Origin of the sequence: Microbacterium sp. NPDC056234, from assembly GCF_042267585.1 — a bacterium.
In the GTDB taxonomy this organism is placed as follows: Bacteria; Actinomycetota; Actinomycetes; order Actinomycetales; family Microbacteriaceae; genus Microbacterium.
Map to the genome: position 1 here is coordinate 214,149 of NZ_JBHJTE010000003.1, position 25,709 is coordinate 239,857.

Here is a 25,709-nt window from a genome sequence, read left to right on the forward strand (position 1 = left end):
GCCAGGTCGTTGCGCACGTGTGACCGCCCGCTCCCGCGAGCATCACTGCGAGGCGAGGATCGCGGCGGCCAGCCAGGGTCCGAGCTGTCCGAAAGCGGGCCCGTCCGCATCGCCCGTCTCCCGGCGAGCGCTGGCCAGCAGGGCCGCATCCGGATGCGGCCGGTCGTTGATGACGGAGACCAGTTCGAGGTACCGCCCTTCGGTCGCGTTGTACTCCGCATCCTCGAATGCCTCGAGGGTGAGGCTGTCCGCATCGCGATAGCGAGCGGCGAGTCGCTGCCTGAGATCGGCGTCGGCCGCGACTCCGAAGACCTGCGCGAGCTGTTCGACCAGCTGTGCGGCGAGGCCGACCACCTGGGCGTCGTCAGCGGAGAATCCCGCCTGATGCGCAGCCATCAGTCTGCGGGTCAGATCCGCACCGGGCGACTGGATGAACTCCTGCACGCGAGGCGTTGATATCTCCGAGCCCGGGAACGCGGCATAGGTCGCGTGCAGATACGAGCGAGTAGCGTCGCGGAACCGGTCGTCCCGCAGCAGCTCCGCCAAGCTGACCCAGGCGTCGAGCTGCTCCGGCGCGGGGTCAGCAGCGAGCACCGGCCGGTCTTCACCGATCCGTCTGATCGCCTCGCTCGGAAGATCTGCGGTGACCTCGTCGAGGAAGTCATCCACCAGTCGCTGTCGTTCCATGTCGGACATCGTCACCAGTTTCCTGAGGAGATTCGCACGCTCTACCGTGCTTTCCTGCCGCACGAGCGCACGGAGCACTGCTCGCTTCGCCTGCAGATCCGTCGTGCGTGTCTCGATGACATCGAGATGCTCGGCGAGGATGTCGCTCAGCGAGGTCGTGCCTGAGAGGACACGGCGCACCTGATCCAGACCGGTCTCCAGGTCGCGCAGCGTGCGGACGAACTCCAGGCGAGCGATCGCATCCAGGTCGTAGAGCCGATGGCCACCATCGGTCGCGTCCGTCGGGCGGACGAGTCCTTCATCGGAGTAGTAGCGGATGGCGCTGACGCTGAGTCCGGTGCGATGCGCGACGTCGCCGATGGAGTAGAGCGTGTCTTCTGAAGTGTTCATGTCCCCACCTTGCGACCTCAAGCGGCTTGAGATGCAAGCCCTCTCGCAAACGGGATCCGCAGACGTGACCGCGTCCTCCGCCGCGTCTAATCGAACAGGTCTCGAGCGAACTCGACTCGTGGGTCCTCCGCTTCGGGATCGGTGAACGCGAGAAGTCGGCGGCCCTCGGCTGCGATCTGTGAGGCGAGCGATTCGGATGGCTGCGCATAGGTGCGGATGCGCAGAGTGGCCGCGCCGGAACTGCGGGTGATCGTCCAGTCACCGCCGGTGACGCCGTCGATGAGCAGAACGGAGGGCACCGGTCCGTGCGGTCGATGGGAATGACGATGGAAGTCGTCGGTGATGATGCGGGTGCGGTCGGCGTGCGAGAGGAGAAGATTGTCGAAGTCGTAGAGGAAGCGCGGCGGCACTGGCGTCTCCGGATCGGGCCGGGGCGCGTCCGGCAGATCGAACAGCTCCTGACCTTCTTCACCACGGAAGACCTTCAGCTGCGGCATCCCGTCGACGATTTCGCGCAGGCGGGTCAGACCGGACCACCGTTGCATGTCGGCGACCGTCGCGGGTCCGAACGATGCCAGGTAGCGCAGGACCAGCTGGGGCAGCGTCAGTTCGGGCGCGGAGATCGAGCCGAGCCATGCCTCAGCCGTCGTATGCGCGATCGGACCGCTGCGACCCCACAAGCCGCGGGGAGGCACCTGCACCAGTGGAACCAGGTTGCGCAGGGCGTACGCGAGCGTGGCAGGCGGCACGTCCGGCCATCGCGTGCCCAGCCGTTCGCCGACTTCCTTCGCGGTCATCGGCCGCTCGGCGAGTACCGCACGCCCGGCGGCGGTGAGCGATGCGACGTCCACCCCGCGTATCGGACGACCGTGCGTACCGTTGGCGTACAGGTCGCGGTCGAGGGCGGGTTGCACCAGCGGGCGCAGCGCCATCGCGTCGGGCGCCGTGACCAGGTGGATGGTGGAACGCATCAGTGCGATGCGCACCAGCCGTCGGTCGATGAGCAACTCAGCCGCATGCTCGGGGCGAAAATCAGCCAGACGACTCCACAACCCGACGTACCAGCTGTGCGGGGTCTGCGCCTGCAGCCCGACCAGGTGCTCCACCGCGTCCTGAACGGTTCGGTCCGATCTCTGCATCAACAGCTGTCGCGTCAGTGTGGCGCGATTGAGCGCGCGCTGGCCGAGCATCTCCATCATGGGCGTCAGTCTTGCAGACCGTGGAAGAACGGACGCCCGGGGTACGTTCACTATGAGATCGCAGCTGGCCCTCGTGCAGCGCGCGACGTCCGGCTTTCCCCCATCCCTCGCCCGCAGCAATCACCGAACCGCCGACTCGAAGGAATCCGATCATGCCTGAGCACACACCCTCACTTTCCACCGCTCGCGAGCAGGCCCTCGCGGTCCGTGCCCGGTACGAGGTGCTCGAAGAGCGCCTCAACGGGCGGACCTGGTCGCTGCATGAGCTGATGATCGGGTTCTCCAACGACGTCGGCCACATCGGCCGCCTTCTGCTCGCTCACGACGGAACCTGGGATATCGATGGCGATCCGCGCGCCGAGCTCACGCACAAGCTCGCCGAGTCGGTGTGGTGGGCGTTCGTCCTCGCCGACAGGCTCGGCATCGACCTGGACGAGGCGTACGGCGAGACGATGACCAGTATCGGTGAGGGCCTCGACGCCGCCATCGCCCGCACCCGCGGAGCGGACGGGACCGGCCCCGCCGAATGACGGCCGACGGAGGAAGAGGACGACTGCTACCCCGTCGTCCTGGCCTCCGTCGTCGCCCGACCCCATCCACAGAGTCGCCCGATGCGGGAGCGTCGACTGCGGAGGTCAGGATTCTTCATCGCATCTCAGGAAGGTCGCCACGCGACCCCTCGTACGCCGTGATGAGTTGAGAGAGCAGGCGCACGAGCGCGGGGACGTCCTCAGGCGCCCATTCGGTGCTCAATCTCGCAATCCACGCTTCGTGCGTGTGCAGGAGCCGCTGAGCGACTTCTCTGCCCGCGTCGGACAGCGCGACGATCACGCCATGGGCGTCGTCTGGGTCGGCGAGTCGGAGCGCGAGTCCCTCATCCTGGAGGCGCTCCACGATCTTGGTGGCGTTGGGTCGTCCAGTCTCGAGCCGTTCGGCGAGATCCGTGGGGCGGAGGGCGGATCTCCCCCACACCGGTGAGCCGCAGCGACGCCCCATCCGTCCGCCTCGTCGCCGTCAGGACAAGAGCTGGCGCATCTCTGCGTAGGTGGCCTCGACGTGAGTCCGGAAGTGCGCCTTCGAGTTCCCCTCCAACCATCGCTGGAGCGACTCGGCGTATCCGACCATTCCGAATCGTGCCGTCAGACGGGCAGTGGGCACCGCGACACCCGCCTCGACATACGCGGAATAAATCGACTTCTCGTACTCCTGATGCCGCGCTCGCTCTCGGGCCTGCAGGGCCGAAGACGATTCCACCAGTTTCCAGCGTTCGATCAACTCCGCACGGCGATCCTCGACACTCAACGCTATAGCGGTCGTCGCTTCGCACAGGGCGACGATGGGATCCTTCGTCAGGTCTCGTGCCGCGAGTTCTCGAGTGAGGAGCTCGCGGAAATCATCATCCTCAGCGAAGAGGAGGTCCTCTTTACCGATGAAGTAGCGGAAGACAGTGCGCTCGCTGACCTCCGCCGAAGCAGCCACCTGGGCAACGGTGACGGCGTCGAATCCGCGCTCGATGAACAAGCGCAATGCGGAATCGGCAATCGCCATACGTGTTCGCGTCCGTTTGAGAGCCCGCAGACCGGTTGCCACCTCTCCAATGTAGCGGGATCTGCATGGGTGCGACAGCTTTTTGACAGTTACTGGCAATTGACAGTGACTGCCAGTATCGTGAATGACACACACCACCGGGAGCCTCATGCCCATCTTCATCACCGTTGTCGCCGTACTCCTCCTCCTCGTCGGGGGCATCGCCGTCGTCGCCCGGCGGACGATGCATCCTCCTGTCCCGCGCCCGGTCCCCGGCAAGATCACCGTCGCCGCGATCGGTGACAGCAACACCTATGGCGCAGGTGTACTGCTCAGGGGCCGCAGCAGGTGGTCATATCCCGCCCAGCTCGCCCTCATGCTCGGCGACCGGTACCAGGTGCTCAACTACGGACTGAATCGGCGCACGCTTCAGCGCGACGGCGATTGGCCGTATGCCGCGAACCGATTCGCCGAGGCGTCCGTCCGGGCACGCGCTGACATCGTGCTCATCATGCTGGGAACGAACGACGCCCGAGGCGACGACTGGAACGCAGAGGCGTACGAGTCCGAACTCGCCGATTTCGCCGCCCACTACAGCGCGGACGACACATCGACCGTCTACCTCCTGACACCGCCGGTCGCGTTCCCCAACCGCCGCGGAGTTTCCGAGCGCATCGTTGCGGAAGAAGTCGCACCGGTCGTGCGTCGCGTCGCCGAACAGGAGAACCTCCCGCTCATCGATATCTTCGACGTCACGGAACGAGGCGTCACGGGTCACCGCGACGGCATCCACCTTGACGCCGCCGCGAGCAGACTGGTCGCGGAAACGATCGCGGCCACCATCATCAGCGAACGGAACCACACGAGCAGATGAGTCATCTCAGGCACCTGCGAGTACCGCGTCATCGACCGCGTCGTCAGCGGTCGAACGACCTTCGACGAGCTCCCAGGTGTGCCCCGCTGACCGGTCTCGTTCGAGAACAGCGGCGACCACCGCGGAGACATCGTCGCGCGCGATCCTCCCGATGGGAAGTGTCCCGGTGGGAGCGAGTTGCACCTGGTTCGTCCCCGCGGCGTTGAGGAGCTCGCCGGGTTGCAGAATCGTCCACACAAGGCCGCTTGCCCGCAGGCCTCGTTCCGAGGCCTCCTTCGCACCGAAATACGTGTCCCAGAAACCGCCATGCAACTCGGGCGGACGGGCCCGCCCGACGCCCATCCCCGTGATGAGCACGAAACGTCTCACGCCGGCGCCCTCCGCGGCTGCCATCACGCGCAACGCGCCGTCACGATCGACACGAATGGGGTCTCCGGCTGCGGCGAACACCACCGCATCCACGCCCTTGAGCAGAAGTTCCAGCTCGCTCACGGTCGATAGCGTGAGGTCCGCAATAGCGGACATCACACCGGGATTCGCGTTCTCGATGCCTGCACGACGGCCGATCGCAAGCACTTTCTTGCCCTGTGTCGCGAGTCGCTCGACGATGCACCGGCCGGTTTGCCCGGAGGCTCCGAAGACTGCGACCACGCTCACAGGAGCACTCCGCCGGATACTTCAATCCGCTCACCCGTGACCCATCGCATGCCGGGTGAGACGAGAGCCACAACGGCATCGGCGATCTCGGACGGCTCTCCGACTCGTCCAAGTGCTGTCTGCTGGCCCAACCCGTGCCTGAGTTCCGCATCGTCGCGCATCGCACCGCCGTTGAAGTCCGTGGCTGTCGGTCCTGGCGCGATCGTGTTGATCCGGATTCCGCGTGGACCGAGCTCGACGGCGAGGCTGCGCGAGAGTGCCTCGATCGCCGCTTTCGAGGCCGCGTATACGGCGGTGGCCGGGCTGACGTGTCGGCTCAGCGAGCTCGAGACGTTGACGATGCGGGCACCGTCCGAAAGGTGGGGGGCGAGGGCCTGGATCAGCAGGAGCAGGCCCCTGACGTTCACCGCGAACGTGAGATCGAAGTCGGCCGCGCTCACCTCGTGTAATGGCGCGAACTGTCCCACACCGGCGTTATTGACCAGAACATCAATGGTGGAGCCCGCCCATTTCTCGGCGATTGCGGGAAGTAGTCCCGCACACCCTTCGCTGATCGACCGCGGATCGCTGACGTCCAGATGCAGAGCCAGCGCCTCACCCCCGGCATCCTCGATGAGGCCGACCGCAGCTTCGCCCGCCTCTGCGGACCGAGCTGCCGCGACCACGCGATATCCGCGCTCGGCGAGAGCGAGGGCAGTCGCGTGCCCCAATCCCCGCCCGGCGCCCGTGACGATCGCGATACCTGGACCGCCCATGGTGTCGTCCTTTCTAAGTAAATAACTACTTACTTTTAAGCTAGAGAGGCAGCACTGAGCCGTCAAGTCGGAAAGGAACGCGCATGAGGGATGCCGAGGCGACGCGGGCGCGGATTCTCGCGGCAGCGGTGAGCGAGTTCGCAGAACACGGCCTCGCGGGATCGCGGGTGGATCGCATCGCCCAGAACGCGAAGAGCAACGTGCGGATGATCTACGCCTACTTCGGTGGCAAAAGCGGCCTGTTCGACGCCGCACTCGAGACAGCACTGCGCAAGCTCGCGCACGACGCACCGCCGAACCCGGATGACCTTCCCGGGTGGGCGGGCGAAGTCTTCGACCATCACCAACGTCACCCCGACATCCTTCGCTTGAGCATGTGGGCGAGACTCGAGCGACCGTCGGCCCTGGGCGAGCCGGTCGACGTATACGCCGACAAGGTCGCCGGTGTCCGAGCGGCCACACCCGAACCGCTGACGCCCGTCGACATCCTCATCTTCATCTACGCGATCGCCCAAGCCTGGCAACTGTCACCCACCGGTCTCACGGGCTTGGAGGGCGACAGCGAAGACCCGCGCAGAATCGCCGCCCACCGGCGCGCGGTTGTCGCCGCGGTGCAGGGGATCCTGCACTGCGCATGATGTCCTGAGCTGCAGAGCTTGACGCACCTCCCACCGAATACGCCACAAGATTTCCGTAATCAAACCGTTGCATTCGTTACCGCCCCGTTATACAGTGATCACACGGTGAATGTTTGCTGTGGCATCCACCGCATGTGATTGCAGGACACTCTTGGTGCAAGGGACAAGGGCCGGTCGGAAGCCTCTCCGACCGGCCCTTCACGTTGCCGCTACGCTGAGATCGTGACCGACCGGAACCTCGCCATCGCCGCGTGGGAGAGCCTCTTTCGCGCCCAGCACGAACTGTTCTCCGAGATGGCCGCGGACTTCGATGGATCGGATCTCGCCCAGGGTGAGTACGACGTGCTCCTCACCGTCACCCGCGGGCCCGAGATGACGGCGCGGCTGCGCGACGTCACGCAGAACATGCTCATCAGCCAGCCCAGCGTGTCTCGGCTGATCGACCGCATGGTGACCAGAGGCCTCGTGACCAAGCACCCCGACCCCGAGGACGGACGCGGCGCCCTGATCCGCGCGACGGATGCCGGCGCACGGGCGTTCCGCCGCATCGCCACCATCCATGGACGATCCATCGCAGAGCGCATGTCCACGCTCGACGAAGACGAGCTGCGCACCCTCCTCGAACTGACGGAGCGCTTGCGACGCCAGTGAGACCAGCTTCGGCTTCGAAGATTTCTTTCGAACATATCTTCCCTTTCCGACGGCGGGTTGGTATTCTGGAGGCATGTCGACGACGCATCTGGATGCTCTGCACGAGGCTGTTTCCCGCCTCGATGGAGTGTGGGCGGATGCTGGGCATGCGGGGGATCTCGACCGGGCGGGGCTGGTCGCGGCGAACACCATGCTCGGGGTTCTTCACCGGGTCGTGGACGGGCTGGAGGCGGAGGTCGCCGCCCGGATCGCGTACGAGTCGCGCCGTGAGCTCGGCGCGGAGTCATTGGCGAAGGAGCAGGGGTTCCGCAACGCCACCCAGCTTGTCGCGACCGTGACAGGACGTTCGGCCGGGGACGCGTCGCGGCTGGTGAAAGTCGGGGAGGCGACCGCGCCGCGCAGCGATCTGCTCGGGGCCCCTTTGCCGGCGAAGTACCCCGCCGTGCAGGCGGCATTGGGTGCGGGCTCGATCGGAGCACCCGCGGCCGGGCTGATCATCGACCTGCTGGACCGGGTCCGGATGAAGATCGACGCCGACCGGATCGGTCAGGCCGAAGCATTGCTGGCGGAGAAAGCGGCGGGGTTGTCGCTCAACGAGGTGCGCACCCTCACCACCCGTGCGGAAGCTTTCCTGGATCCGGACGGTGTCGCCCCGCGGGAAGAAGCCGCCAGGGCGCAGAATTCCCTCGTGATGTACGAGCGCGACGGACGCCTGCACCTCGACGGCGACATCGACATCGCCACCGGGGCCCCCATCAAAGCAGCGCTCGAGGGGTACGTCACCGCCGTGTTCAACGCCCGCGCGCGGGCACTCGACCCCGACGCCCCCGACGCCGACCGGCGCACGATCGCGCAACTCCAGGCCGACGGACTCGCCGCCCTCTGCGCACACGGCCTCGGCTGCGATAACAACGCCCCCGCCCTCGCCGGAGCGACCGTCATCGTCCGGGTCGGACTCGACGACCTCACCACCGGCACCGGATACGCCACCATCGACGGGGTCGATCAGCCCATCAGCATCGGCACCGTGAGGCGGATGGCCGCCTCCGGTGGCGTCATCCCCGCCGTCCTCGGCACCGACAGCGAACCCCTCGACTGGGGACGCGAGAAACGCTTCTTCACCCGGGCGCAACGCCTCGCCCTCGTCGAACGAGACGGCGGATGCGCCATGTGCACCCTCCCACCCTCCATGACCCGCGCCCACCACATCGACTGGTGGCACCGAGACAACGGCACCACCGACCTCAATCGCGGCGTGCTGCTCTGCGAAAACTGCCACCACCGCATCCACGACAACGGATGGGACATCCGCACCACCGGCACCGGCGCGGCCGCGCGCGTCTGGTTCATCCCACCCCCACACGTCGACCCCACCCGCACCCCACGCCTCGGCGGCACCGCCCGCTACACCCTCGCCGCCTGACCACACACCCGCACGCGTGCACCCGCATGCGACAGCTGGCAGCAGCCCGAAGGCAACACCCCGACGAGCCATCTGGCATAGTCGACACCATATGTAGCCATCGCGACGACCGCGATCGGCTGGGAGGGACATACAACATGGAGCTCGCCGGAATCGTCGGCATCCTCGTTCTCGTCGGCATCGGGGTTGTGATCCTGATCGTCTTCGCGCTGATCGCGCTGCTGTTCGCACGCAGCTGGATCAAGGTCGCACGCGCCGACGAAGCGCTCGTCATCTCGGGACGCAAGCAGAAGGTGCAGCGCGCGGTCGTCGCCGCCGACGGCACCAGCAGCTCGGAGATGTCCGAGTCCCCCGTCACGGTCATCGTGAACGGAAAGTCGCTGGTCAACCCGATCACCCAGCGCCACGAGATCATCTCGCTGCGCTCGCGCCAGGTCTCGCTCAACGCCGAAGCGCAGTCGCTCGACAGCGTCACGCTCAACGTCGACGGCGTCGCGATCGTGAAGATCGGCTCCGACCCCCTCTACGTCCGCCGCGCCGCCGAACGCTTCGCATCGCAGGATGCCGCGATCGAGCAGTTCACCACGGAGCAGCTCGAGGGCGCCCTCCGCGGTATCGTCGCCACCCTGTCGGTCGTGGAGCTCATGCGAGAGCGAAAGAAGTTCTCCGACCAGATCGCAGCCGACGTCTCGCAGGAGCTCGCCGAGCAGGGGCTGATCCTCGATTCTTTCCAGATCAAGGGCATCACCGACGCCGTCGGCTACATCCAGTCCCTCGGCGCCCCCGAGATCCAGGCCAAGCGCCAGGCCGCCGAGATCTCGCAGACCAACGCCGACCGCGCGATCAACCAGAAGAACATCGCCAACAAGGAAGCCAACCTGATCGAGCAGACCGCGCTCGACACGAACACCGCCAACGCGGACGCCGGCATCGGCCGCGCCCGCGCCGAAGCCGAGCAGGCAGAGTACCTGGCCAGGGCTCAGGCGGAACAGGCCGTCCTGCAGCAGCAGGCCGAGAACAAGCAGGCCCAGCTGGATGCCGACGTCAAGCGCGTCGCCGACGCGCAGCGCTACGAGGCCGAGACCCGCGCGCAGGCCGAGCTCTACACACGTGAACGCGCCGCGGAGGCCGCCGCGATCGAGCAGGTCAAGCAGGCCGAGGCACGAACGCGCATCGCCGAGCAGCAGGCGCAGGCCGACGAGGCCCGCGCCCAGGGTGAAGCGACCGCGGCCCAGGCCAAGGCAGAGGGTGAAGCAGCCGCGCTTCGCGCCCTCGCCGAAGCTGAGGCAGAGGCCCGCCGTCTGCGCGCCAACGCGGAAGCCGACGCCATCCGCGCCGAGGGTGAAGCCCGCGCGGCCGCGGTCGAGGCCGAAGCGAAGGCCATCGCCTCCAACCAGGACGCGTTCCTCTCGCAGCGCGTGATCGACGTGCTGCCGACCATCATGGGCGAGTTCTCCAAGGGCTACGCGGCGATCGGCAACGTCTCGATCATCGGCGGCACCTCGGGCGAAGACGGCGCATCCAGCGTCATCGGCGGCGACAGCGCCAAGGCGCTGAAGTCCGTGTTCGACAGCGTGAGCGCGGCCACCGGCCTCGATCTCGCCGCGATCATCCAGGGCCAGGCCGTCGGTCGCGGCATCGGCGAAGGCGTCGCCCAGGCGCAAGCGCAGGCCCCCGCCACCGCACCCACCGCGACCAAGAAGAGGGTGAAGGCGGTCGATTCGCCCGTCACTCCCCCGCCGCCCGCGTCGGCGGAGTGAGCATCCGGAGGCGCCGGTCGCGAAAGCGGCCGGCGCCTCCGTCGTCTCACGGCGTCCGGCGACGGAGCGTGAGGGATGCCAGCACCAGCGCTCCGACGGCGAACGCCACGACGATCAGCAGCGGAGCGAACACATCCCAGCCCTCGTCGCCCGCGGCGACGGCATTGATCGTGTCGATCGCGTAGCTCAGCGGCAGCCAGTCCGAGATCGCGTACAGGACATCCGGCATCTCGTCGCGCGGCATGAACAGGCCGCCGAGGATGATCTGCGGGAAGACCAGCAGCGGCATGAACTGCACCGCCTGGAACTCGGTCTGCGCGAACGCGCTGGCCAGCAACCCGAGTGCCGTGCCGAGCAGGGCATCCACGATCGCCACCAGTCCGAGCTGCCAGAGCGGACCGTCCACGTCCAGACCGCAGATCCACACCGCGAACGACACGGTGATCCCGGCCTGCAGCAGCGCCATCGTGCCGAAAGCCAGAGCGTATCCGAGGATGAAATCCGCCTTGCCGAGCGGCGTCGTCATCAGTCGCTCCAGCGTCCCGGAGCGACGCTCGCGCAGCGTCGTGATCGAGGTGATCAGGAACATCACGATGAAGGGGAACAACGCGAGGATCGCACCGCCGAACTGATCGAACACGCCTTCCTGGTCGCTGAACAGCCACGCGAACAGGCCGACCAGCAGGCTCGGCGCGATGAGCATCAGCGCGATCGAGCGCGGATCGTGCCGCAGTTGCGTCAGCACCCGGCCGGCCGTGACGAACAGTCGCCGACCGTTCACTCTCCCGCCTCCCCACGCATCGACCTGCGCGAGATCGGATGCTCGCGCTGATCCCGTTCGATCAGCGCGAGGAACGCGGCTTCCGGATCCTCCGCGCCGGTGTCCTCCAGCAGCGCGGATGGCGTCGTGTCCGCGATGATCCTCCCGGCGCGCATGAGCAGCAGCCGGTCGCAGCGCAGCGCCTCATCCATCACGTGACTGGACACGATCATCGTGACGCCGCGGTCGGCGAGCCCGCGGAACAGGCCCCACAGCTCGGCCCGCAGCACGGGATCGAGCCCCACCGTCGGCTCGTCCAGCACGATCAGCTCGGGAGCGCCCAGAAGTGCCATCGCGAGAGACACCCGCGTCTCCTGTCCGCCGCTCAGAGAGTCGACGATCTGCCCCGCCTGCGCGCGCAGTCCCACCTCATCGATGACCCGATCGACATCGCCGCGCGGCGCATCGAGCAGTCCGGCGATGTAGCTCAGATTCTGCCGCACGCTGAGATCCCCGTACACGGCCGCACCCTGCGTGCCGTAGGCGACGCGATCCCGGAGCGTCCGCGACCCGCCCGGCTCCCCCAGCACGGTGACAGCACCCGCCGCGATCCGCTGCACGCCGACGATCGCTCGCATGAGCGTCGTCTTCCCGCATCCGGACGGTCCGAGAAGTCCCGTGATCTCCCCGCGCGGGATGCTCAGGTCTACCCCGTCGAAGACCTGCGCCTTCCCCCGTCGCACGCGGAGGTCGACGATCTCGACCGCATTATTCATCATGCGATGAATTGTGGTCCCCGGCGCCGCGCTCGTCAAGCCCCCGTCAGTCGAAGAGGTAACGCTGCACGGTCGGGCCGATCCGCTCGACCAGATCATCGACGGACGCCGCGGACAGCGCCGAGAGCTTCAGCACGTACCTGGTCAGCAGCAGGCCGGCGATCTGCGAGGCGACCAGGCTCGCCCGCAACTCGGCATCCGGCACGTCCAGCGCCCGTGCGATGCGTCCGATCAGTTCTCGGGAGAGAAATCCTGCCAGCAATGGTGTGGTCAGGCGGCTGCCGATGGCGGTGCGCATCAGCATCACCCCGCGGCGCTGGACGTCGGGGTCCTCGAACGCCTCGAGAACGTAGCGCACGAGACGCTCTCCGACCTCGTCGCGCGGTCCGGCGACGATGGCCGGAACATCCACGTCCGGACGCAGCGGAATCCCGACCGCCTCCGCGAACAGGTCGGCCTTCGTACCGAAGTAGTGATGCACGAGCGCCGCGTCGACGCCCGCCCCTGCCGCGATCGACCTGATCGTCGAGCCGTCGTATCCCCGCTCGCCGAACTCGTCGACCGCGGCCGCGATGATGCGCGCCCGCGAATCCGATCTCCCCCGCGGCCTGCCGCGACGCCTGGGTGCGGACTGCTCGGTCATATCGGCCACACTACGGGTTCGACCGCGTCACCCGTCGAGCAGATGACGCAGGTAGCGCGTCGGTGCGTCGAGGAACGATCGCCAGTGCGTCACGAGCTCGAGATCCTCCCATTCCGCCGGCCGGATGCCCCACTCGCCGACCTCGAGGATGCGCGCGCCCGGCAGCGAGGCCAGCACCGGCGAATGCGTCGCGCACAGCACCTGACCGCCTTCGTCGACGATCCGCTGCAGCACCGCTATCAGCGCCAGGGTGGATTGGAACGACAGCGCCGCTTCCGGCTCGTCGAGGCAGTAGAAGCCCGGCTCGTCGAATCGGCTCTCCAGAATCGCGAGGAACGACTCGCCGTGACTCATCTCGTGGAACGGCACGTCCGGCCCGCTCGTGGACGGGTTCGCCTCGAGGTAGGTGTAGAACGAGTGCATCGTCTCGGCCCGGAGGAAGAAGCCCCAGCGGCTCGCGCCGACGCCGCGCTGCAGCCGCAGCCAGTCGGACAGCGGCGACTCAGTCGGTCGCGTGCTGTGCATCGCGTTCCTGGACCCGCCCTCCGGCGACAGCCCGTACGCGATCGCCACTCCCTCGACGATGGTGGACTTGCCGCTGCCGTTTTCGCCGACGAGGAACGTGACCCCCGGCGCGAGGTCGATTCCGTCCCGCAGCACCTGCGCGACCGCCGGGATGCTCGCCGGCCACCGGCCGCCGGTGGCCGGCGCGTCGTCGGCAGGCTGCACCGACACCACCGGCTGCTCTCGTCGGCGCCGGCTCCCCGGCTCCCAGATCGAGTCCATCAGCACTCGATCACATTGACCGCGAGCCCGCCCTCGCTGGTCTCCTTGTACTTCGTCGACATGTCCAGCCCTGTCTGCCGCATGGTCTCCACCACGGCATCCAGCGAGACGTAGTGCTGCCCGTCGCCCCGCAGCGCGAGCCGTGCGGCTGTCACCGCAGTGGATGCCGCGATCGCGTTCCGCTCGATGCACGGGATCTGCACCAGCCCTCCGATCGGATCGCATGTCAGACCCAGATGATGCTCCATCGCGATCTCGGCGGCGTTCTCGATCTGCCGGTTCGTACCGCCCATCACTGCGGTGAGGCCGCCGGCTGCCATGGCGCACGCCGATCCGACCTCGGCCTGGCACCCGCCCTCCGCACCGGAGATCGACGCGTTCGCCTTGAACAGGGAGCCGAGCGCGGTCGCCGTCAGCAGGAACCGCCGGATGCCCCGGCGTCGGTTCGCATCCGCGATCGACTTTTCATCGAGCACGTGGGTGTCGGCGGGCTCGGTCGGCGACTGCAGCAGCGCACTGCCGACCAGTTCGCCGTGCGGCGTCACCGCATTCCCGGAGCCGAGGCCGGAGTCGGCGAGGAAGCGCCACCAGTACATCGCGACGGCGGGGAGGATGCCCGCCGCGCCATTCGTGGGCGCGGTCACGACCCGTCCACCTGCCGCGTTCTCCTCGTTCACTGCGAGCGCGAAGGCTCCGAGCCACTCGCCGGGGATCTCGCGCCCGCTGTCGGCCTCGGCCGCCTCCAGCTGTGCGCGGATCGCCGCGGCCCTGCGCTTCACCTTCAGGATGCCGGGGAGCACGCCGTCCGCATGCAGACCGGCATCCACGCATCCGGCCATCGCATCCCAGATGGCGTCGAGCCCGGCGGCGACCTCCTCCTCGGGCCGCAGAGCGGTCTCGTTGCGTCGCGCGAGCTCGGCGATGGTCAGTCCGTGCTCGTCGCACAGCTCGAGCAGGCCGGCGGCATCGCGATACGCGAACGGCAGGTCGCTCCGGGCGATGGGCGCGTCCTCTCCGTCGCGGCGGATGAATCCGCCGCCCACGGAGTAGTACGTCTCCTCGGCGATGACTGCCGCATCCGCGTCGTGCGCGACGATGGTCATGGCGTTCGGATGCCCAGGCAGCCGGGTCCGCGGAGCGAAGGCGATGTCCTCCTTATGGAAGGCGACCAGTGTCGTGCCGCCGAGCAGCAGCGGCGCCCCCTCGGGATACGACGCCCACGCCCGCCGCACCTGCGCCGGATCGCACGTGTCCGGGCTCAGCCCGCGGAGCCCGGCGACGACGGCATCCGGTGTGCCGTGACCGATGCCCGTCGCGCCGAGAGAGCCGTACAGCGTGCACGTGACGCGCGCCACAGCATCCAGTGGAGTGCGACGGACGAAGTCGAGCGCCGCTCGCATCGGACCGACGGTGTGAGAGCTGGACGGCCCCACGCCGATGGAGAAGAGATCGAAGGCCGAGACGTACGCTGTCACCTGTCCAGGCTACGCTCACGATCGTGACCCGCAGCACCAAAGCGAAAACCCCCGCCGCTTGCACGACGAGGGTTTCCGTACTGTCTCAACACAGTGTGCGCCCGAAGGGACTCGAACCCCTAACCTTCTGATCCGTAGTCAGATGCTCTATCCATTGAGCTACGGGCGCATGGCCTGTTCCGCAGAACGCTTTCCGGGCCGTCGTCAAGAATACATGAGGATCAGCGCCGGGGCGAATCGAGCGTCAGGCCGATTCGGACTCGCGCTTCCGGCGCGCTCGCTGCTCCGAGGAGAGCGCCTGCAGATCGACGAGACGCAGCGCCTGCATGCGCGCTTCGCGCATCGTCTCGTACTCCGGGTCCTGGTCCGGGCGCATGCCCTCGACGCGCAGCCGGCGGTCGAGATTGTGCCGCACGTCGGCCCACGCGGCCGCCCTGGCCTCCTCGACCAGTGCCCGCATCTTCGCGTCGTCCTCGGCCATCGCGCGCAGCCGGGTGGCCACGCCGGTGGACTGTCGCGCACGTCGACGCAGGTTGCGCACGTCGCGATCACGGTAGTCGTGCGTGCCGGAGGGATCCGAATGCCGACCCCTGGCGCGCTTGCGCCACTGGGTCACGAGCTCGGCCGCGTCCTCCGACTCCTTCGCCATCGCGAGCAGAGCCTCACGGGCGTCCTGGAGGTAACGATCCGTGTCGAAGACACCACCCTGTGCGATGGTCCCGACGAGGATGTGGTTCTTCACAGCCAGCCGGGTCGCGGCGGTGGCGATCGCCACGCCTTCCGCGATGGCATCCGCTGTGCGACCCACGTCGACCTCCTTCCTGAAATCGTACCGGCACGAGGTCACCGCACGACGCCGACCCAGACTCCGGACGCCCAGGCCTGCTGATCCGAGTCGCATCCGACCGCCCCCGCATACCCGCGCACCAGCGCCATGCAGTTCGCCAGCAGCTCCGGGTCACCGCCGAACAGCTCCTGGTACGCACCGGAATCGTTCAGCGCTCCCCACACGCGGAACTGATGGATGTGCGCGAGCTCGTGCGCCATGGCCCACTGCAGACGGCTGTCGCTCCAGGTCGCGACCTCAGCGCTGTATTTGATGTAGCCGTCGCTGTTGGCGCAGGCCGCTGCCGTGCCACCTGCGCACGACGAGGACGCCTCCAGGCCGACGTCCTCGCCGCCGACCAGATCCAGCGCCGCCCGCACGCGGGAATGACCGTCCGGCTCAGCCCCCTGCAGCGAGGCGACCCGCACCCACCGCCCCTTCGGAGCCTCGGGCGGACGGGCCTGGATGACCGCGACGATCGTCGTCTTCAGCTCGGTGACAGCGACGCGCATCCCCGCGAGAGTCTCGACCATCTCCGACTCGGCCGCGCGGACCGAGTACCCGTGCGGCTCGGCATCCTGCCGCTGCTGATCCACCAGGACGACCATGCCGGCGCCGGCGACGAGCAGGAGCCCGCCGATGGCGAACGGCAGCACTCGTGACGCGCGCACTGCTCAGACCGCGGATTCGGTGCGTTCGCGCAGCCGTCGTTCGGCGAGCGCCCTGCCGCGCGCGAGATGCCGCGGAACGAGAACGCCCAGCAGTTCGACGTCGCGCGCCGCCACCGCGTCGAAGAGCACCTCATGTTCGATCACCATCTCGTCGAGGTCCTCATGCTGCCCGAAGAGCCAACGCAACCGGGTCGAGAACACCTGAAGCATCTCGCGGAGCATCTCGTTCCCGGTGAGATCCGCCGCGCAGGTGTGGAAATCGCCGGCGGCCAGTCGCCCGGCATCGAAGTCTCCGCGACGGGCGCTCGCCGCCTCCCGATCGAGTGCTTCGCGCAGCCGCGCCAGTCCCGCCGCGTCGTGCCGCTGCGCGGCCAACTGGAAGGTCAGAGTCTCGAAAGCTTCGCGCACTTCCGCGACGTCCTGCACGTCCTGCGCCGTGAACTCCTTCACGACGGCCCACGTCCGCGGACGAGTGGTGACGATCCCCTCCACGACCAGGCTGCGGATCGCCTCTCGCACCGGCAGCCGGGAGACGTTCAGTTCGGCCGCGATGTCGCGCTCGACCAGGCGGGAGCCGGGCGCTCGTCGCCCGAGCACGATGTCCTCGCGAAGCAGGCGCGTCACCCGCACCGACTCCAACTCCGCGCTCACAGCCCCCGTCATGGATGGATTCTCCCACCTGACCGGGGATTGCACCACCTTTTGGTATCCCATTCGGCAGCGCCGCGCGCACCTCGCTCGGTACACCTCCGCGTCAGACCGCGGTGACTCGCCCGTTCGGGAGGATGCCGATCGCGACCGGCAGTCCGCGGTGGTTCGACCATTCGCTCCACGATCCTGGATACACTGCCGCGCGTATCCCGGCCTGGTCGAGCGCGAGCGCCGTGTGCATCGCCGCGACGCCGGAGCCGCAGTACACCGCCACCTGTGTGTCCGGTCGGATGCCCACGCTGCCGAAGATGCGACGCAGGGCGTCAGGATGCCGCAGCCGACCGTCCCCGTCGACGACCGCCATCGCCGGCAGATTGACCGCACCGGGGATGTGGCCGCCGACCGGATCCAGCGAGGTCTGCGTTCCGCTGTACTGCTCAGGGGTTCGGACGTCGAGCAGCACGCCCGAGCGCGTGAACGCCTCGACCTCGCCGAGTTCGAGGCGCCCGTCGTCGGAGCCGAAGAGCACCACATCGCCGGGTTCCGGCAGCACATCGCCTGCGTCCAACGGCAGCCCTTCCGCAATCCACCCGCGGATGCCGCCGTCGAGCAGACGCACATCGACCCCAGCGCGGCGCAGCAGCCACCACAGTCGCGCCGCGGCGACGCCGCGGTTGTCGTCGTACGCGACCGCGATGTGATCGGCGTTCAGCCCCCAGCCGCGAGCGGCGCTCTGCAGCCTCTCCAGGGAGGGGAGCGGGTGTCGCCCGCGCTCCGGCTGCCCGCGATCGGCGAGCTCGTGCTCGAGGTCGACGTACACGGCGTCAGGCAGATGCGCGCGGACGTACTCCGGTCTTCCCTCCGGCCGGTCCAGGCGCCAGCGCACATCGAGCACCCGCACCGGCGGACCCTCACCGTGTTCGGCGCGTCGCTGAAGATGGATCAGCTGCGCCGGGCTGACGAGATTGGTCATGGCACCAGCATCCGCGCGTCACCGTGCGCCGTCACCAGCCGACGACACGTCGCTTCACGCGACGAAACACGACGTCATATGCGACGCGAGAAACTTCCTGAAGCATCTGGAACATCGGCCCCCGGACTGCGATACTCACCTCAGATCGCCGATGACAGCCTCGCGACATTCACCGGCAGCGAGGAGCGGGCATGCGGCGGAGCACGGCGGGCCGTGGAGCGATGGGCAGATGGATCGACACCGTCGCCGGTCCAGGGTCGGGGTGGCGCACGGGCTACTGGCCGGTGCTCGTTCTGCTCGTCATCTCCTACGGCCTGTGCGCGGCGCAGTCCACGACCGACCCGAGCCCGATCGCCTTTCTCGTCCAACTCATCACGGTCGCGGTGACACTTCGTGTCACGGATGCCGCGCACATCGTGCAACGGTCCGCCTGGTTCGTCCTCGGCGCAGCCGGAGCAGGCGCGCTCGTCGTCCAGATCCTCGGCACGCGTGGACATGCGCTCGACATCGCGCTCTCCGCGGCATCCGCGATCGCATTCCTCATCGCACCGGCGGCGATCATCGCGCACCAGGTGCACCGACGCGGACTCGATCTCGAGGCCCTCCTGGCCGCTCTGACGGCATATGCCCTGGTGGGGATGTTCTTCACCTTCGTCTACAACCTGATCGGCCTGGTCGGCGACAGCCCGATCTTCGGCGACGCGAGTCCCGATTCGCTGTCGGCACAGCTGTTCTTCTCGTTCACCACCCTCACGACCACCGGTTTCGGCAACATCGTGCCGGTCGGGCCCGGTGTGCAGAGCGTCGCCGTCGCCGAAGCGATCACCGGCCAGCTCTTCCTCATCACCGCGGTCGCGCGGATCATGCGCGGTGCGCGCAGGTCGACGGACGTCGACGATGCGTCACCCGAGCCCGGCCCCTCCCAACCCGAGAAGGATGCATCGTGAAGAAATGGAACGTCGTCATCGTGCTCGGCCTTGCACAGTTCGTCATGGTGCTGGACGGGACGGTGATGAACGTCTCGATCTCCACCGTCGTCGACGACCTCGACACGAGCGTGGCGGCGATGCAGGCGGCGATCACCTTCTACACCCTGACGATGGCCGCATTCATGCTGCTCGGAGCGAAGCTGGGCGATGTCTGGGGCAGACGCCGGGCCTTCGTGATCGGATCCTGCGTGTATGCGATCGGTTCTCTCATCACGGCGCTGAGTCCGAACGTGCAGATGCTCTTCCTCGGCTGGTCGGTCGTCGAGGGGCTCGGCGCCGTGCTGGTGATCCCTGCGATCGCAGCCCTCGTGGCGGACAACTACCGCGGACGTGAACGGGTCACCGCGTTCGCCGTGATCGGGGCGGTTTCAGGGGCCGCCGTCGCAGCCGGCCCACTCATCGGCGGGTTCGTGACGACCTACTTCGACTGGCGCTACGTCTTCGTCGCCGAAGTCGTGATCATGCTCGGTGTCGTCCTCTTCGCACGCATCATCACCGATCGGACCGAACGTCAGAGAGTGCGGATCGACGCCCTCAGCATCCTGTTGTCCTCCGCCGGACTGGTGCTCGTCGTGTTCGGGATGCTGCAGAGCAAGACCTGGGGCTGGATCATCCCGCTGCACGTGCCCGTGATCGCTGGTACCCCGATCGCTCCGCTGGGCGTCTCCCTGACCACTTGGTGCATCGGAGCGGGCGGAGCGCTCATCGCACTGTTCGTCGGGCGTCAACGACGGCTGGTCGTGCGCGGCCGCTCGCCGCTCCTGCACGTCGAGCTGTTCTCGATCACGCCGCTGCGCAGCGGACTCTCGGTGCTCGGTGCGCAGTACGCCGTCACCGCGGGGCTGTTCTTCATGGTGCCGGTGTATCTGCAGATGACCCTCGGCCTGGACGCTCTGGAGACCGGGATCAAGATCTTCCCGCTGTCGATCTCGCTGATCCTGTTCTCCATCATCGGGACCCGATTGTCCGCGCTGTGGTCGCCCCGACGCATCGTACGGATCGGTCAGCTCGTACTCGTCGGCAGCGCCCTGCTGCTGCTCGGCGCCGCCACCGAGGATCTGCGCAGCGGTCTTTTCGCCCTCGGGATGTTCCTGGCCGGCGGCGCGCTGGGTCTGCTCGCCTCCCAGCTGGGCAACGTCAACATGTCGAGCGTCACCGAGAAGGAGACCAGCGAAGTCGGCGGGCTGCAGGGTGTCTTCCAGAACCTCGGCTCGTCGCTGGGAACCGCGCTGATCGGCTCGGTGCTGATCGGCGCGCTGTCGACGTCGTTCACCTCCGGCGTGGCGGAAAGCAGCCTTCCCGAAGAGACCAGGGCGGTCGTCGTCGCCGCGACGGAGTCCGGGGTCACCATCGTGCCGGCCGCCGACGTCGACGATCTGGCAGCGGAAGCGGGCCTGGACGAAGGCGACGCCGCCGCACTCGCAGAGATCTACCGCGAATCGCAACTGGTCTCGCTGCGTGTGGCGTTCGTCGGGCTGATCGGCATCAGCCTGCTGTCGCTGCTGTTCTCCGGTGGCATCCCCGCCGAACGCCCGGTGCGACGGCACCGCGACGAGAAAACGGTCGCGTAGACGCCCTCAGGCCTCGAGCTTGCGCAGCGCGTCCTCGGCGGCGACCCACGCGAGCATCGCGCACTTCACCCTGGCGACGTAGCGGGAGACGCCACCCAGTGCGGCCGCGTCTCCGAGCAGCTCGGGGTCCGGCTCGATCTTGCCGCGCGAGCGCATGGCCTCGCGGAACGCATCGATGCGGCGCTCGACGTCGACCTGCGGCATCCCCTCGACGAGCTCTGCGAACAGGGAGGCGGATGCCTGCGAGATCGCGCAGCCGTGTCCCTCCCACGCGATCGCCTCGATCGTGCCGTCGTGGGCGCGATGCACCTGCAGGGTGATCTCGTCGCCGCAGGTCGGGTTCACCTGGTGCGACTGGGACGGCACCTCGCCGCGCAGCCCGTACCCGTGCGGCGTGCGGGAGTGGTCCAGGATGAGCTCCTGGTACAGGTTCTGCAGATCGGACGAACTCATCGGATCCTCCCGAAGAAATCGATGGCCGCGCTGACGCCGTCGATCGCGGCATCCACATCGTCGGCCGTGTTGTAGAGGTAGGTGCTGGCCCGCGTCGAGGAGGTGACCCCGAGGCGGCGGTGCAGCGGCTGAGCGCAGTGATGCCCGACACGCACAGCGATGCCGCGGTCGTCGAGGAACTGGCCGAGATCGTGCGAATGGATGCCGGCCACATCGATGCTCGCCAGTCCGACCCGCGGCAGGTCGATGCCGGCGCCGAGCACTCGAACACCGTCGATGGCGGCGAGTCCGTCCACCAGGCGGTGCCCCAGTTCGGTCTCGTGGGCGGCGACCCGCGGCATCCCGATCCCGTCCAGGTAGCGCACGGCCGCGGCGAGCGCGATCGCCTGCGACACGCGCTGCGTGCCGGCCTCGAAGCGCTGCGGCGGCGGGAGGTACTCGGCCTCGAACGGCGACACCGTCGTGATCATCGACCCGCCGGTCAGGAACGGCGGCATCGCCTCGAGCAGCGATCGGCGTCCGTACAGGGCACCGATGCCGGTCGGCCCCAGCATCTTGTGCCCCGAGAACACCGCGAAGTCCACGTCCAGCGCCCGCACGTCGACCGGCAGATGCGGCACCGACTGGCAGGCGTCGAGCAGGAAGAGAGCTCCGACCTCGCGCGCGGCCGCGACCAGACGTCCGATCGGGTTCACGACGCCCAGCACGTTCGAGACGTGCGTCGCGGCGACGAGGCGCGTGCGCTCGGTGATGTACGAGGAGAGCTCGTCGAGCCGCAGCGCCCCGTCGTCATCGACAGGGATCACCCGCAGGTTCGCACCCGTGCGCGCGGCGAGCTCCTGCCAGGGGATGAGATTCGCGTGATGCTCCATCTCGGTCGTGACGATCTCGTCGCCTCGACCGATCCGCAGCGATTCGGCGGCCGCCCCGCCGCGTCCGATCGAGGCGTTCGAGATGGCGTATGCGACGAGGTTGACGGCTTCGGTCGCGTTCGAGGTCCACACCAGCTCGCCCTCGTCCGCGCCGACGAACCCTGCGACGGTCGCCCTGGCGTCCTCGAAGACCTCCGTGGCCTCCGCGGCGAGCGTGTGCGCGCCGCGGTGCACCGCGGCGTTCATGCTCAGCAGATATTCGCGCTCCGCGTCCAGCACGGCCAGCGGGCGCTGCGAGGTGGCCCCGGAGTCGAGATAGACGAGCGGATGCCCGTTCACCGAGGTCTCCAGGATCGGGAAATCGGCCGCGATCCGTCGCACTTCGGCGTCGGTCAGCGCGTCCGCATCAGTGGTGGAGCTCATCCTTATAGCTTCTCACCCGCCGAGGGCACTCAGCCGACGGTTTCGAGATGCTCTTCGACGAGCATGATCCCTCCGGTCGAGTTCGCGGAGTTCGCGAGGTCGGCGACCCACGCTGGGCTGAGTTCCGGCGGCTCCGGGTCCTCGAACACGAAACGCAGGGGAATCGACGGGTGCAGCCAGAGCGTCGATCGCCCCGCAGGCTCCCCCTCCGGGTGGCGCCACGACAGCGTGAAGCTCTCATTGCGGCGCAGCTTCGTCGCGATGACGACCTTCAGATGCGCGAGCGCACGGTCTTCGATGAAGATCGGCTTCGCCTCGTCACCGTAGTGCAGTTGTCCCATCGCGCCAGGCTATGGCCGGATCACGCGCACCAGCGCCACCGCAGGGCGCAGCATCCATCTGCCGACGCATATGGTGCGCAGAATGTCATGAGGAACGGCTCTCAGCGGCCGCGGCGGGCCGCACCCCCGGGCAGCACCCCGAACTCGGCGCGGTAATACGCCGCGAATCGGGACGGATGCGAGAAGCCCCAGCGGCGAGCGATCGCCGCCACCGGTTCATCCGTCTGCTCCAGGTCGCGACGCGCACCGGCGAGCCGCGCACGCCGAAGCACCTCCCCCGGCGACATGTCCAGCGCCCGCTGGAACGCGCGCTGCAGTCCACGCGTCGACATGTGCGCCGCCCGGGCGATGTCGTCGACCGTCACGGGCAGGTGCGCGTTGGCGTCGATGAACGCCAGCGCGCGGCGCACCGCGACCGGGGCGGCCCTGGTCTGCGGCGAATGCTCCATCGTGTCGCGAAAGGACGTCCGGAAGGCCGTCAGGGTCATGCTCAGGGCGTGACGCTCCAGGGACGCCCTGAGCAGCTCGTCCGACGTCGCGGTCGAGCCGAGGGATCCCAGCAGGTATTCGAACGTCCGATTCCACAGGTCCCCGGCGCCGGCATCCCGCACCGTCGCATCGCGAACCGTCAGAACCAGCCGATCGTCACCCGAGATCTGGCGCGCCGCGAGCTGCGCCGCCTCCCGGTCGAAGATGAGGGCCTGCACGGTCGCCGCACCGTCCCACTGCGCGCTCACCGGTCGGCCGTCGGTGATCCATGCCGCGTCCTGCGGCAGCGGTCCTTTCGACGTGTGCACCTGCGCGCCGCCCCCTGTCACGCGACAGGCGAGGATCTGGTCCTGCGGCTCGACGACGGAGGCGACCCCGGCGGCGAGTTCGTAGCGCACCACGGACACCCCGGGGAGAGACGCCGATGCCCAGTCGAACCGGAAGTCGCGCTGTTCGGCGCGCTGCAGCTGCGCTGAGGGGACGAACTGCTGCCAGGTCTCCTCCACCCGTCCCACATCCCTGGTCCGGAATCTGAGAACAGACTCCACTGCTACGACTCGATCCGCGCAGACTTGATCGTGGCGCCCGCAGCGAGGAAGAGCAGCGCGCCGATGACGGCCGCAGCGGCCCAGATTCCATACTCCACGTCGACCGGGAAGATCGGGTTCCAGAAGACGGCCACGACCACGAAGACGATCGTCCACCACCACTGCCCCGCCTGGATGGCGAACCACGCGACGATGAGCGCCAGGATGGCCACGACGAATCGGACGATCGTCGCACCGAGGCCGTCGGGCACGAGCGGAGAGAGGAACAGGGCGATCGCGGCGAGGATGCCCGGCGCGAGCGCGTTGCGCTGAAGAGGCGGTTCCGATGGACGGGAGGCGTGCATGCCTCCATTTTCCCAGGTGAAGGCCGATCATGCCCGTCACACAGGCACTGGCGTTTTCTATACCGGTACAGTACCCTCGCTTCTGTACCGCTACAGAAAGGGAATCCGATGGAGCATCAGGCGATCACGACCCTTGTTCTCGCCGAGCACCGGGCCGCCCGAGACGGCGTTGCGCGCGACGCTCACCGCCAGCGACGACTCGACGCGCTCCGCGCACGGGACCGCGCCATGGCCGCCCGGGCCAGAGCGGATCTGCTCAGGCGCGTGCGAGCGCGGCTGGCACGCGGCATCCATCGTGTGGCGGAGGCGATCGAGCCACGACACCCCCAGCGCGCCGCCGGTGTGCCCGATCCGTGTTGATCTCGGCCGGGCCGCCCCTCCCGTCGGGCAGAATGGGCACGGAGGTGGTCGAGGTGGCGCGAGTGACGCTCAAGACGATCGCCGAGCACGTCGGAGTGAGCCGCATGACGGTCTCCAACGCCTTCTCCCGTCCCGACCAGCTGTCCGAGGACCTCCGCGTGCGCATCCTCAGCGCCGCGGACGAGCTGGGGTACGCGGGCCCCGACCCCGCCGCCCGCGCGCTCGCTCGAGGACGCACCGGCGTCATCGGCATGGTGCTGACGAACTCCCCCCGTGATGCGTTCACCGACGATGTCGCCGTGGGCTTCGTCCGCGCGGTCGCCGGCTCACTGGCCGACGCCGGATACTCCCTCGTCCTGCTGCACTCCTCCGAGGACGACGACGTGGTGCCGGCCCGCGACATCGCGATGGACGGCGCCATCGTGTATTCGTGCGACCCAGCGACCTCCGCATTCACCGCACTGCGGGAACGGCGGTTGCCGATCGTGAACGTCGAGGGCTCGCCGCATCCAGGGGTGCCAGACATCGGCATCGACAACGCCACAGGCGCCGGGCAGGCAGCCCAGCACCTGGTGGATCTGGGGCACACCCGCGTCGCGATCATCCTGGCCGCGCTGGACGCGGACGGCGCCGCCGCCTCGTCGATCTCGCTCGCCACGGAATCGACCACGATCGCCGGGCGGATGGACGGATGGATGCGCCCGCTCGCACAGGCCGGAATCGATCCGATGCTCGTCGGAACCCCGGGCCTCGCGATCGACGACCTGCTGCGCGAGCGGATCGAGCGGATGCTCGATGCCCCACCGACCGCTGTCCTGGCCTTCTCCGACCTCGCAGCCCTCGAGGTCATGGAGCGCGCGAAGGCTCGTGGCCTCCTCGTTCCGGAGCAGTTGTCCGTCATCGGCTTCGACGACAACCCGATAGCGTCACGCGTCTCACCCGCCCTGACCACGGTGCGCCAGGACGTCGACGCGAAGGGGGAAGCGGCGGCGCGCACCCTGCTCAGCCTGCTTCGCGAAGAGGAGACCGACTCTCCGCCGCGGCTCCCCACCGAACTGGTCGTCCGCGCTTCGACGGCTCCCCCTGAGGATCGCCGGTAGCACCCCGCCCGCACTTCCAGGATACCGGAGGGGTGGGGGCTTGCGGCAAGGGCCCCCACAGGGCGCATACTGGTCCGTCGCGCCCGCCGAAACCCGG

At 68.1% G+C, this 25,709-nt stretch carries 29 protein-coding genes and 1 tRNA gene; 9 read left to right on the forward strand and 21 right to left on the reverse strand.

The genetic code is table 11. The annotated features are described in order from the left end of the window. Positions 1-42 precede the first annotated feature (42 nt). Positions 43-1,077 carry a MerR family transcriptional regulator gene (locus ACFCYE_RS10450; RefSeq protein WP_376178500.1) on the reverse strand — a complete coding sequence of 345 codons (1,035 nt, stop codon included), beginning with the start codon at positions 1,075-1,077 and terminating at the stop codon, positions 43-45. A gap of 86 nt (positions 1,078-1,163) precedes the next feature. After that, on the reverse strand, positions 1,164-2,396 hold the full coding sequence (locus ACFCYE_RS10455) for a winged helix DNA-binding domain-containing protein (RefSeq protein WP_376178502.1): 1,233 nt from the start codon (positions 2,394-2,396) through the stop codon (positions 1,164-1,166). Positions 2,397-2,428: 32 nt separating this feature from the next. Between ACFCYE_RS10455 and ACFCYE_RS10460 the strand changes: the two genes are divergently transcribed. Continuing rightward, positions 2,429-2,806, forward strand: coding sequence for a hypothetical protein (locus ACFCYE_RS10460; protein ID WP_376178504.1), 378 nt, complete (start codon positions 2,429-2,431; stop codon positions 2,804-2,806). Positions 2,807-2,921: 115 nt separating this feature from the next. On the opposite strand, the gene ACFCYE_RS10465 is transcribed toward ACFCYE_RS10460, so the two are convergent. Continuing rightward, entirely contained in the window at positions 2,922-3,272 is a 351-nt protein-coding gene (locus ACFCYE_RS10465; RefSeq protein ID WP_376178506.1) for a MarR family winged helix-turn-helix transcriptional regulator, read from the reverse strand. An 18-nt stretch (positions 3,273-3,290) separates the two neighbouring features. After that, positions 3,291-3,866 carry a TetR family transcriptional regulator gene (locus ACFCYE_RS10470; RefSeq protein ID WP_376178508.1) on the reverse strand — a complete coding sequence of 192 codons (576 nt, stop codon included), beginning with the start codon at positions 3,864-3,866 and terminating at the stop codon, positions 3,291-3,293. Between the two features lie 106 nt (positions 3,867-3,972). Between ACFCYE_RS10470 and ACFCYE_RS10475 the strand changes: the two genes are divergently transcribed. Next, complete coding sequence (locus ACFCYE_RS10475) at positions 3,973-4,677, forward strand: GDSL-type esterase/lipase family protein (RefSeq protein WP_376178510.1); 705 nt, start codon at positions 3,973-3,975, stop codon at positions 4,675-4,677. A 6-nt stretch (positions 4,678-4,683) separates the two neighbouring features. On the opposite strand, the gene ACFCYE_RS10480 is transcribed toward ACFCYE_RS10475, so the two are convergent. Both ACFCYE_RS10480 and ACFCYE_RS10485 read right to left on the reverse strand, forming a co-directional pair. Beyond that, positions 4,684-5,334 (reverse strand): NAD(P)H-binding protein, encoded by a 651-nt coding sequence (locus ACFCYE_RS10480; protein WP_376178511.1) that lies wholly within the window; start codon positions 5,332-5,334, stop codon positions 4,684-4,686. Further along, on the reverse strand, positions 5,331-6,089 hold the full coding sequence (locus ACFCYE_RS10485) for an SDR family NAD(P)-dependent oxidoreductase (protein ID WP_376178513.1): 759 nt from the start codon (positions 6,087-6,089) through the stop codon (positions 5,331-5,333). The genes ACFCYE_RS10480 and ACFCYE_RS10485 overlap by 4 nt, the downstream gene beginning before the upstream one ends. A gap of 83 nt (positions 6,090-6,172) precedes the next feature. Here ACFCYE_RS10485 and ACFCYE_RS10490 point away from each other — a divergent pair, with 83 nt between their 5' ends. The 4 genes from ACFCYE_RS10490 (at position 6,173) to ACFCYE_RS10505 (ending at position 10,561) form a co-directional block, all read left to right on the forward strand. Continuing rightward, the gene (locus ACFCYE_RS10490) at positions 6,173-6,727 is read left to right on the forward strand and encodes a TetR family transcriptional regulator (RefSeq protein ID WP_376178515.1); all 555 of its coding nucleotides are present in this window, start codon (positions 6,173-6,175) and stop codon (positions 6,725-6,727) included. Between the two features lie 222 nt (positions 6,728-6,949). After that, positions 6,950-7,378, forward strand: a complete 429-nt coding sequence (locus ACFCYE_RS10495; protein ID WP_376178516.1) for a MarR family winged helix-turn-helix transcriptional regulator — start codon at positions 6,950-6,952, stop codon at positions 7,376-7,378. Positions 7,379-7,451: 73 nt separating this feature from the next. Next, positions 7,452-8,801, forward strand: a complete 1,350-nt coding sequence (locus tag ACFCYE_RS10500; protein ID WP_376178517.1) for a DUF222 domain-containing protein — start codon at positions 7,452-7,454, stop codon at positions 8,799-8,801. Positions 8,802-8,938: 137 nt separating this feature from the next. After that, positions 8,939-10,561: an SPFH domain-containing protein gene (locus tag ACFCYE_RS10505; RefSeq protein WP_376178519.1), complete on the forward strand. Its 1,623-nt coding sequence runs from the start codon at positions 8,939-8,941 to the stop codon at positions 10,559-10,561. Between the two features lie 46 nt (positions 10,562-10,607). Here ACFCYE_RS10505 and ACFCYE_RS10510 read toward each other — a convergent pair whose 3' ends face one another. The 10 genes from ACFCYE_RS10510 to ACFCYE_RS10555 form a co-directional block, all read right to left on the reverse strand. Continuing rightward, positions 10,608-11,342 carry an ABC transporter permease gene (locus ACFCYE_RS10510; RefSeq protein ID WP_376178520.1) on the reverse strand — a complete coding sequence of 245 codons (735 nt, stop codon included), beginning with the start codon at positions 11,340-11,342 and terminating at the stop codon, positions 10,608-10,610. Further along, positions 11,339-12,100, reverse strand: a complete 762-nt coding sequence (locus tag ACFCYE_RS10515) for an ABC transporter ATP-binding protein (RefSeq protein ID WP_376178522.1) — start codon at positions 12,098-12,100, stop codon at positions 11,339-11,341. The genes ACFCYE_RS10510 and ACFCYE_RS10515 overlap by 4 nt, the downstream gene beginning before the upstream one ends. A gap of 43 nt (positions 12,101-12,143) precedes the next feature. Next, the gene (locus ACFCYE_RS10520) at positions 12,144-12,740 is read right to left on the reverse strand and encodes a TetR family transcriptional regulator (RefSeq protein WP_376178524.1); all 597 of its coding nucleotides are present in this window, start codon (positions 12,738-12,740) and stop codon (positions 12,144-12,146) included. A 27-nt stretch (positions 12,741-12,767) separates the two neighbouring features. Then, positions 12,768-13,526, reverse strand: a complete 759-nt coding sequence (locus ACFCYE_RS10525; RefSeq protein ID WP_376178526.1) for an AAA family ATPase — start codon at positions 13,524-13,526, stop codon at positions 12,768-12,770. Beyond that, entirely contained in the window at positions 13,526-15,001 is a 1,476-nt protein-coding gene (locus ACFCYE_RS10530) for an L-serine ammonia-lyase, iron-sulfur-dependent, subunit alpha (RefSeq protein WP_376178528.1), read from the reverse strand. Before ACFCYE_RS10530 ends, ACFCYE_RS10525 begins: the two co-directional genes overlap by 1 nt. 96 nt (positions 15,002-15,097) lie before the next feature. Continuing rightward, positions 15,098-15,170: transfer RNA gene (locus tag ACFCYE_RS10535), tRNA-Arg, on the reverse strand. Positions 15,171-15,245: 75 nt separating this feature from the next. After that, positions 15,246-15,809, reverse strand: a complete 564-nt coding sequence (locus tag ACFCYE_RS10540) for an asparagine synthase (RefSeq protein WP_376178530.1) — start codon at positions 15,807-15,809, stop codon at positions 15,246-15,248. Between the two features lie 35 nt (positions 15,810-15,844). Beyond that, positions 15,845-16,498: a hypothetical protein gene (locus tag ACFCYE_RS10545; RefSeq protein WP_376178531.1), complete on the reverse strand. Its 654-nt coding sequence runs from the start codon at positions 16,496-16,498 to the stop codon at positions 15,845-15,847. Between the two features lie 3 nt (positions 16,499-16,501). Further along, positions 16,502-17,161 carry a GntR family transcriptional regulator gene (locus tag ACFCYE_RS10550; RefSeq protein ID WP_376178533.1) on the reverse strand — a complete coding sequence of 220 codons (660 nt, stop codon included), beginning with the start codon at positions 17,159-17,161 and terminating at the stop codon, positions 16,502-16,504. 91 nt (positions 17,162-17,252) lie between these two features. Continuing rightward, positions 17,253-18,122: a sulfurtransferase gene (locus ACFCYE_RS10555; RefSeq protein WP_376178534.1), complete on the reverse strand. Its 870-nt coding sequence runs from the start codon at positions 18,120-18,122 to the stop codon at positions 17,253-17,255. Positions 18,123-18,313: 191 nt separating this feature from the next. On the opposite strand from ACFCYE_RS10555, the gene ACFCYE_RS10560 reads away from it, so the two are divergent. Next, on the forward strand, positions 18,314-19,069 hold the full coding sequence (locus ACFCYE_RS10560; protein WP_376178536.1) for an ion channel: 756 nt from the start codon (positions 18,314-18,316) through the stop codon (positions 19,067-19,069). Further along, positions 19,066-20,682: an MFS transporter gene (locus ACFCYE_RS10565; RefSeq protein ID WP_376178538.1), complete on the forward strand. Its 1,617-nt coding sequence runs from the start codon at positions 19,066-19,068 to the stop codon at positions 20,680-20,682. Before ACFCYE_RS10560 ends, ACFCYE_RS10565 begins: the two co-directional genes overlap by 4 nt. Before the next feature lie 6 nt (positions 20,683-20,688). Here the strand turns inward: ACFCYE_RS10565 and sufU are convergent, their stop codons facing one another. The 5 genes from sufU to ACFCYE_RS10590 form a co-directional block, all read right to left on the reverse strand. Further along, a complete protein-coding gene (sufU, locus tag ACFCYE_RS10570; RefSeq protein WP_376178539.1) occupies positions 20,689-21,135 on the reverse strand; it encodes a Fe-S cluster assembly sulfur transfer protein SufU in 447 nt (148 codons plus the stop codon). Next, complete coding sequence (locus tag ACFCYE_RS10575) at positions 21,132-22,430, reverse strand: SufS family cysteine desulfurase (RefSeq protein WP_376178541.1); 1,299 nt, start codon at positions 22,428-22,430, stop codon at positions 21,132-21,134. The genes sufU and ACFCYE_RS10575 overlap by 4 nt, the downstream gene beginning before the upstream one ends. 29 nt (positions 22,431-22,459) lie before the next feature. Continuing rightward, a complete protein-coding gene (locus tag ACFCYE_RS10580) occupies positions 22,460-22,771 on the reverse strand; it encodes a hypothetical protein (protein WP_376178542.1) in 312 nt (103 codons plus the stop codon). A gap of 101 nt (positions 22,772-22,872) precedes the next feature. Beyond that, the gene (locus ACFCYE_RS10585) at positions 22,873-23,766 is read right to left on the reverse strand and encodes an AraC family transcriptional regulator (protein WP_376178543.1); all 894 of its coding nucleotides are present in this window, start codon (positions 23,764-23,766) and stop codon (positions 22,873-22,875) included. A 44-nt stretch (positions 23,767-23,810) separates the two neighbouring features. Then, on the reverse strand, positions 23,811-24,152 hold the full coding sequence (locus ACFCYE_RS10590; RefSeq protein WP_376178545.1) for a DUF6804 family protein: 342 nt from the start codon (positions 24,150-24,152) through the stop codon (positions 23,811-23,813). A gap of 422 nt (positions 24,153-24,574) precedes the next feature. On the opposite strand from ACFCYE_RS10590, the gene ACFCYE_RS10595 reads away from it, so the two are divergent. Beyond that, the gene (locus tag ACFCYE_RS10595; RefSeq protein WP_376178546.1) at positions 24,575-25,612 is read left to right on the forward strand and encodes a LacI family DNA-binding transcriptional regulator; all 1,038 of its coding nucleotides are present in this window, start codon (positions 24,575-24,577) and stop codon (positions 25,610-25,612) included. Positions 25,613-25,709 lie beyond the last annotated feature (97 nt).